Here is an 8,034-nt window from a genome sequence, read left to right as displayed (position 1 = left end):
TTTTCGAGAAAACGATTCTAAACTTTCTGTTGCGTGCAAATCGCATTTAGCGGAAATGCACGCAAGGCATGAGGCGGCAAAACAAGCCTGCGCATCCGACGAACAAAAATTTTGCAGCGATTCCGTACAAGGTTCCGGAGGGCCAATCGGGTGTCTGAGAAATCATGAAGCCGAACTATCGGCTGCTTGTAAAGCGGCTCTACCTCCGGCACGAAGATAATTCTCCAAAAAGAATTTATAGAATTGTGATATATTCCACGTAAATGGCGAAAGGAATCCATTAAGAATCTATACGCTTTCTTAACTGCTTAGCGTTAAAATTTCTTTTTTAGTTCGTTTATTTGGCTGGGTTAAACTCCCGAAAGTTTTTCGGTCAAACCAATTATAGCCTTTTCCTCCGCCTAAGAACAGGATTCAAATCTGAATTATAGTCGACTCCTTTGTAATTTGGAGGAAATTGCTGCCCATTCACATATGGCATCCAAAAAATTACTAATTGCAAATAGAGGAGAAGTCGCGATTCGGATTGCACGGGCCACGGCAGCACTAGGCTGGGAAAGCGTAGTCGTTTTTTCCGAGGACGATGCGGATTCAAAACATCGTCTATGCGGCGATTATTCCATTCCGTTAAAAGGCAGCGGTAGTCATTCGTATTTGGATGGGGACCAGCTGATTCGAATTGCTAAGGAGACTCATTGCTCGTTTCTTCATCCGGGATACGGTTTTTTAAGTGAAAACGCGGAATTTGCCGAAAGATGCCTTGCAGAAGGACTGCAATTTGTCGGCCCGTCTCCGCAAGTCGTCAAAATCTTGGGGGATAAACTCGAGGCGATCCGATTAGCGGAACAAAACTCTATTCCGGTTTTAGCAGGGACAAGAGGCCCTACTACAATCGGCCAAGCGAAGAATTTCTTCGTTCAACATGGAGCGTTAATGATTAAGGCGCTATCCGGTGGCGGCGGGAGAGGAATTCGAAGGATTCGGAATCTGGAGCAGCTGGAAGAGGATTTTCTTAGGTGTTCATCCGAAGCTAATGCCGCCTTTGGAAACGGCGATTTATACGTTGAGCAATTTCTCCCGAGAGCTCGGCATATCGAAGTTCAAATCGTAGGCGATGTCCATGGAGAGATCGCGCATTTATGGGAGAGGGACTGTACCTTACAACGAAGAAATCAAAAATTGATTGAGGTGTCGCCGGCTCCCAACTTATCGTCGGAGATTCGGGATCAGATTCTAAATTCGGCACTTCAGTTAGCTAGAAGCGTGCAATATTCGAGCCTCGGGACATTCGAATTTTTGCTCGATGAGGAAACGAAGGGAAGATTTTATTTTATAGAGGCCAACCCTCGTCTGCAAGTTGAGCATACCGTTACCGAACAGGTAACAGGAATCGACATATTGCAGATGCAATTGCGTATAGCAGAGGGGCAATCATTGAAGAATCTAGGAATTTGGCCAGATGCGATTGCACCGCCTGCCGGATTTGCGGTTCAACTCAGAATCAATGCGGAGACTTTCGATCAGACGGGGAATCCGCAACCATCGACGGGAAAATTGTCCGTCTTCGAATCTGCAACCGGGCCAGGAATTCGAGTCGATACGTCGGCATATTCAGGATACGTAATGAATCCTAATTTCGATTCTTTGCTCGCGAAACTTATTGTTCGCACTAAAAGTTCGCATATCTCTGACGCTTTAGCTTTGGCTTATCGTGCGTTGAGTGATTTTAATATCCAAGGCGTTAAAACAAATAAGACATTCCTTCAGAACCTTCTCTTATTGCCGGAGGTCGAAAATTACTCCGTATATACCGGGATGATCGATGAAATCTCCGGATCCGGCAGATTTGAAGATTCGAAAATCCATAAAGAATTCTCTTTTTCATCGGATAAAAACGACTCGAGCTCGAAAGCAGTGGAAATCAATGAAGCTCCATTAGGAACTTTGCAAGTTCCCTCTTCGATTTCCGGACGTTTGACGGAAATTTGCGTCGCCGTAGGTGAAGTGATTCGAAAAGGGCAAAAAATCGCGATTATCTCCGCAATGAAAATGGAGCATGTAATTAATGCAGAGGTCTCGGGTTTGGTGGAAATGATTCCGGTCTCGATCGGTTCCGTTATCGCTTCGGGACAATCTTTGCTTTATGTTAGGCCATCGGATGTGACGGGCTCGGCCTTGGAAAACCGGGACGAAATAGATTTCGATTCGATTCGCCCCGATCTTCAGAATCTCTTGAACCGGTTATCGTTAAACGAAGATAGTTCCCGCTCTCAAGCGGTAGCCAAACGACATAAGCGGGGCCAGAGAACTGTTAGGGAGAATATCGCGGATCTTTGTGATCCAGGTACGTTTGTCGAGTATGGTGCACTGGCAATTGCCGCCCAGCGTCGCAGACGATCTCTGGATGAATTGATCAAATTGAGTCCGGCCGATGGATTAGTTACCGGGTTGGCAAGCGTGAATGGTTCGTTGTTCGACAGGCATAAATCGCGATGTGCAGTTCTTGCATACGACTATACGGTTTTCATGGGAACTCAGGGGGCAATGAATCATAAAAAGACGGATCGATTATTGCAGGTCGTTAAGGAGCTTCGCCTTCCGTTGGTCTTTTTTACCGAAGGCGGCGGCGGTCGTCCCGGAGAAGTGGATATGCCTGCCGTAGCCGGTTTGGATTTACATACGTTTCGCCAATATGCAAGTTTAAAAGGAATCGCTCCTCGCATCGCGATTACTTCCGGTCGTTGCTTTGCCGGGAACGCGGCTTTATTCGGCTCTAGCGACATTACTATCGCGACACAAGGATCAAATATTGGTATGGGCGGACCCGTTATGGTGAAGGGGGGAGGTCTCGGCAATTTTTCGGCGGAAGATATCGGCCCGGTCGATATTCAGACAAAAAACGGAGTCGTAGATATTCTGGTCAAAGACGAAGTAGAAGCGGTTCAAATCGCAAAGAAAGCCTTGTCTTACTTCCAGGGAAATATTATAAATTTCTCATGTTCTGATCAGAGAGCCTTGAGAATAGCCATTCCTGAAAATCGATTACGTTCCTATGACATTCGTTCTTTGATCGAAATTCTCGCTGACGCTGATTCTTTTTTGGAGCTTAGGCAACAGTTTGCACTCGGCATGGTTACTGGCTTTATTAGAATCGAAGGAAGAGCTCTTGGACTCATCGCGAATGATCCGACCCATTTAGCGGGAGCGATCGATGCGGAGGGGGCGGATAAGGCTATCGACTTTATAAAACTTTGTAATTCTTTTAATATACCGATATTATTTCTTTGTGACACGCCAGGATTTATGGTAGGCCCTGAAGTGGAAAAGAGAGGTTTGGTGCGAAAAGCGGGACGTTTATTCGAGGAGTCCGCTGCCTGTAAGGTTCCGATTTTTACCGTCGTTTTAAGGAAAGGCTATGGTTTAGGAGCAATGGCTATGGCAGGCGGTAGCTTTCATGCTCCTGTTTTTACGATTTCCTGGCCTTCCGGTGAATTCGGAGCGATGGGCATCGAAGGCGAAATTCGCACCGGCTTTCAAAAGGAACTCGCTGAAATTACGGATTGGAATGAGAGACAGAAATTATTCGATCGTTTAGTAAATGAAGCGTATGAAAGAGGAAAGGCCATGAATATGGCGTCTTATTTGGAGATCGATGCGGTAATCGATCCGGCAGATTCCAGAAAATGGATTTTGCGCGGGTTGGATTCTATTCCTAAAGTTCTTTAACTCCGAGCGATAATTTCGGATCTGGTTAATCTCAGAAAATAAGTTATTTCGGCTATATTCATCTAATCCGCCGAAAAATTACGGATATTTCTTTCGGAAATTTCTTGATTCCGATTAAAAGAATAGGTATAATACGCAGCCGTAACGGAGGTTTTCATGCCGAATAAATTTGGATCAAAAATTTTGATTCTTGTGGCAATAATCAGTTTAGTCTTTTCTTTCACGTACGTTTCTGCTCAGGTCTTGACCATTGGTGGAACGTATAAAGTTTCGGGAACAAATCCGAATGGATCAAAGTACAGAGGCTCCGTACAGATTAGACAAAACGACGATGGATCCTACTATTTTGCATGGACTGTAGGAAACAGCTATAGTGGAACTGGAACTCTCGATGGAAATGTCCTCACGGTAGATTGGGGAGATACCTATCCGGTGATCTATACTGTTACAAACGGAGGAGCGAGGCTTGAAGGAACTTGGGGAGACGGTACCGGAACGGAAATCCTAACCAAATAATTTCCAATTCACTTCCGAGATTACGAAGTCTCTACCTCATTGAAAAGAATACGGATATCATTCTTTTTAATTCACTGACTTCGCAATTTCGGGAATTCGCCGGCTAATATTCGTAGGCCCTTCCTTTTCAAGAGTCGAGGCGATAACTGCTCCCAATATCTCCGTGAACCTGCTGATGTCTTTAAATGCACCGTCGATCGTCTAGCCGAATCGCATGGCCGAAGATAATCAGTTTGCGTGATGCTTTGTATCTTATAAATAGAATCGACGAATTCGCTTTAGCTAAAAGCCGATTAAGAATCATCTTCTATACTCGAATCGAAGGGACTCGATAAGAAATAAAAACTTCCCGATCTTCCGAATTCAATCGGCTTCCGTCTGAATCGTGATTTCCGCGGTATTCCAGTCTTCGTCACGAATTTCCGTATTAATTTTTTTGATACCTCTCGAAATTACATCGAAGGGGTTTACTATTTTTCCGAAAGGAGTTCCCGGCACAGGTGTGGAGTCGAATAGGTTCAAACTTTTTTTGGATGCAATAGCCTTAATCATATCCGAACCGAACGGCTCGCCGGCAGTCAGTATGTATCCGGATTTTCCGTCGGGGATGAGAATAGTTTCCCCGGCTTTCGCGAAATTGGAAGGAGAACTGTCATTAGGAAATAGTAAGATCGATTCTCCATCGCTTTGCAAAAGTATTAGATACAAATAGCAATCTTCCGAAACCTTCACTTCGAAAGAAACAGGGTCGTTGTTTTTATAGAGTTTTCTGGATGATCCCAAGCTTACTTTAATGGAGGATTGTTTTGGTCGTAGTCCGCTTAGATTCCTAAGCAGAAGGTTTCGAGACAAAAATCCCACCAATTCTTGAAAAGCTTTTTGAGAACCGCCGTCCACGAAGGACCGGTTAAAATCGATCTTAGACGTCTGCACATCGACTAGCTCTACCGCCCACTTCCGTCCCGACTCTTTAATCTGAATCAATTTCTGGGCAGAAAGAAGTTTGCCGATTTTAGGTGCGTTTTCCTTGTCGGCCAATCCTTGTAGACTAAGCGAGATTTCATTAAGTGCATCTGCAGTTTTCTTCCTGTCGATTACGGTAACCTTTCCCGATTCAATTAATAAATCCTTTAACTCTTCTTCGAGCGGTATGGCTCGATCGGAGGAATCCAGGATAGCCACCTGATATTTCTCCAGAAATTCTACGCCGGCATTTGTCGTGTAAATCTCTTTGTTCTGAACGGTAGGAGGAGGAGGGCTGATCGTTGCGCAGGATAATAGGAGTACAAGAGAGAACCCGATTGCAGTAATCGGTTTCATTTTACTAAGCGAATATCTCTCGCCGACAAACTCCAGTATAGAGTTTCGGACTGAGAGCAAACTACCCATGATTGTTTTCCTTTCGCAGCACCGCCAAAGCGTCGCATGCTTCCGAATATATCGCATCCTAAGACCTGAGCAGAACGGTAATGATTCCAATTTGTTAGAAAATTTCCAGTTCGGTATTAGCGAAATTGCACCATCTAGTTTACTTTGGAGCTACTCTTTTTCATTGGAAGTGCAGGATTTCGTTCGGTAAAATTCGCCGATTAACTTATATTGAAAAGATAACGGTTCTTACCGGGTTTTACAGAAGAATGGAGGTGGACTCGCTTCTTTCGGACAAAAGAAGCGAGTGGAAAGATCTAGATCGCAAATACCGTTTGCAAAAAGAAATAGGATGCGTCCGGCTTCCCGGTATAGATTGAAGGGGTTGTAGATGTGGGCACTGACACATGTGCGTTTTGAATGGAGTCTCCCGCTCGAACGAATGCGATACCTCCCCATATAGAAACGTTTTCCCAAGGCGTGACGATATAAATTAAATCCAATTCAGACCCGATTTTTTTTCCCAAATGTTGGGATGAGTAGTTGTATTTTTGATTATCGGAAAAATCTTCCGTACTCCCTGCCAATCCGCCGGTAACAATTCCGTTATTATTATAATAAGCGTCCTGAAGTTTTGCTTTATAATAGAAATGAGGATTGAATATGAACGTTCCCCATTTTCCTGCAGTCCATTTGATGTGAACGGAATAATCTTTTGCGTTCTGCCAAAAGAATGCGCCCGCAATACCGTTTCCGCTATACGGAATAAATCCGGTCGCGATTCGTCTTGTCGGAAACGGCGCATTCCAGGTTCCTACAGTCGAATCGCTTCGGTTCGGATCTCCGGACGCGTATACGTATTGAACGCCGATTCTTAAATCCTTGGTAGGATTCACGCCGGCTTGCACGGTTAGGAAATGTGCGTTGTATCTTTGGTTTTCATTTTCGATTAGTAGGTTTTTGTTATTGAATGCGTTGATTGCCCCTGTACCGGTCGTAGAATCGGTGGCATTTTGGAGCCAACCTGTGCCTACTCGGAGACCGTTGTAGCCGCCCTGCCAAGCAGCCTCGACCGTCCAGTCGAATAAGGTTCCCTCAGGCAATGCGTTGTTTTCGGTTCTATTGGTTAAACGAAAACCGTACGTATTTTGTTGGTCGGCCGGTTTGCTAGTCGCAGTGCTAGTGTTAGCCGGATTGTATTTTTTTATAACCGTAAAATCGTAGATATCCAATGCTAGCCAGCTCGCAAATTTCGTAAAATTATTGGCTCCTACTAAGTAAGTATTCGGAAGAGCCGTATTGGCGCTTACCAATCCGGAAGAATTATACTGTGCTGTTACTACAGTCCCGAACGCATCTAACGTGCTGTTCGCATATTTTCCCGTGAACCGAAGTCCGTCGGTCGAATTCCCGATCTGATTATCGTTTGCTGCGCCCAATATTCGTCCGTCTCCGAAATCGATGATCTGTCGTCCTAAGCGTAGCCGTAAGGATTGGTCCGGTTTACGAATATCGAAAAACGCCTCTCGGAATGATGTGCTGTTGAGAACCGGGACCTGATTTTGAGACGACTTAGTCGTATCATAAATTACACCGCCGTTCGTACCTAACTCGAAGCGAGATGTTCCGGTATATGCCGGCGATTGCTCTCCTCCCCAAACTCTGGAATCCTGTAGAGTGGCTTTAAAAAGCACGTATTTATTAATATCTGCGATAAGGTAAAATTGGGTCTGCCCCGTAAAGACATTCGAATTATCCGCAGTCGTCTTATTGAAATCCATGTTATTGATCGACTCGTATCTCGGTCGAACGGAAAAGCCCACGCGAAACCTGTCTTGGATCCAGAGATCCGAATTAGAGCGGATAATTTTGTTTTGCTCGGGAGTTACCTGAAGGTTTCTGAGATATTCGCCGGCGGTATTTCCCACTAACGGACTCTTGTAGATTTCCTTTTCCTTGTCTTTTTCTTTAACGATGGCCGTGCCGCCATTTCCATTGTTTTCCGTCTTTTCCCTGCCGTCTTGAACCGGTTTTGCATCTTGCTTTTCAGACGGCGGGGAAGGAGTGGTCGAGGGAGTCGTCGGCTCATCCGGCTTCTTTTCGGAATCGATCGCAAAATCGATGGTCGGGAACCCTTGCGCATTCGTTTGAATTGGAAAGGATAATGCGACTAATCCGATAGCGAAGGTTGCTAACTTTAATCTATTTTTAACCATTATATTGATCTCCTATGAAGGTATAACAGAAATAATGGCCTGAAATAAATCAAGTAGTTTGTTTTAACGGATATAAATATGTTATAGTGGAAATTTTCCTTCGATTATTTATACCGTGAAATTCGGAAATTACTTAGAATCGTTTGTTTTTGCGGATGGTGGGAGGGGAAATGAGAGGTCGGAAATAAACTCTGTCCGACCTATAAAC

5 protein-coding genes (1 of these 5 running past the window's edge) are annotated in these 8,034 nt (G+C 44.6%); 3 read left to right on the top strand and 2 right to left on the bottom strand.

Annotated elements, in window-relative coordinates; all coding sequences use genetic code 11:
• From LEP1GSC058_RS09045 to lfb1, 3 genes are all read left to right on the top strand, one after another.
• On the top strand, positions 1-220 hold the 3' portion of the coding sequence (locus tag LEP1GSC058_RS09045; protein ID WP_016549262.1) for a hypothetical protein. The gene continues 161 nt to the left of window position 1, outside the view; 220 of the gene's 381 nt are visible here — the last part of the coding sequence; the start codon falls outside the window, past its left edge; its stop codon occupies positions 218-220.
• Positions 221-474: 254 nt separating this feature from the next.
• Positions 475-3,726, top strand: coding sequence for an acetyl-CoA carboxylase family protein (locus tag LEP1GSC058_RS09040; protein WP_039948232.1), 3,252 nt, complete (start codon positions 475-477; stop codon positions 3,724-3,726).
• 156 nt (positions 3,727-3,882) lie between these two features.
• A complete protein-coding gene (gene lfb1, locus LEP1GSC058_RS09035) occupies positions 3,883-4,242 on the top strand; it encodes an LIC10280 family protein (protein WP_039948231.1) in 360 nt (119 codons plus the stop codon).
• Positions 4,243-4,605: 363 nt separating this feature from the next.
• On the opposite strand, the gene LEP1GSC058_RS09030 is transcribed toward lfb1, so the two are convergent.
• The gene (locus LEP1GSC058_RS09030) at positions 4,606-5,631 is read right to left on the bottom strand and encodes a DUF4384 domain-containing protein (protein WP_016549189.1); all 1,026 of its coding nucleotides are present in this window, start codon (positions 5,629-5,631) and stop codon (positions 4,606-4,608) included.
• Positions 5,632-5,927: 296 nt separating this feature from the next.
• Positions 5,928-7,826, bottom strand: a complete 1,899-nt coding sequence (locus tag LEP1GSC058_RS09025) for an alginate export family protein (RefSeq protein WP_016549289.1) — start codon at positions 7,824-7,826, stop codon at positions 5,928-5,930.
• Between the last annotated feature and the right edge of the window lie 208 nt (positions 7,827-8,034).

The sequence above is a fragment of the Leptospira fainei serovar Hurstbridge str. BUT 6 genome, assembly GCF_000306235.2.
GTDB classification, from domain to species: Bacteria; Spirochaetota; Leptospiria; order Leptospirales; family Leptospiraceae; genus Leptospira_B; species Leptospira_B fainei.
The sequence above is the reverse complement of the archived record's forward strand: the minus strand, read 5'-3'. Positions and strand labels throughout refer to the sequence as shown.

Bases quoted from the DNA above. Each gene is read 5' to 3' on its own strand.
- LEP1GSC058_RS09030 (WP_016549189.1), bottom strand. From the start codon at position 5,631: ATGGGTAGTTTGCTCTCAGTCCGAAACTCTATACTGGAGTTTGTCGGC.
- lfb1 (WP_039948231.1), top strand. From the start codon at position 3,883: ATGCCGAATAAATTTGGATCAAAAATTTTGATTCTTGTGGCAATAATC.
- LEP1GSC058_RS09025 (WP_016549289.1), bottom strand. From the start codon at position 7,826: ATGGTTAAAAATAGATTAAAGTTAGCAACCTTCGCTATCGGATTAGTC.
- LEP1GSC058_RS09040 (WP_039948232.1), top strand. From the start codon at position 475: ATGGCATCCAAAAAATTACTAATTGCAAATAGAGGAGAAGTCGCGATT.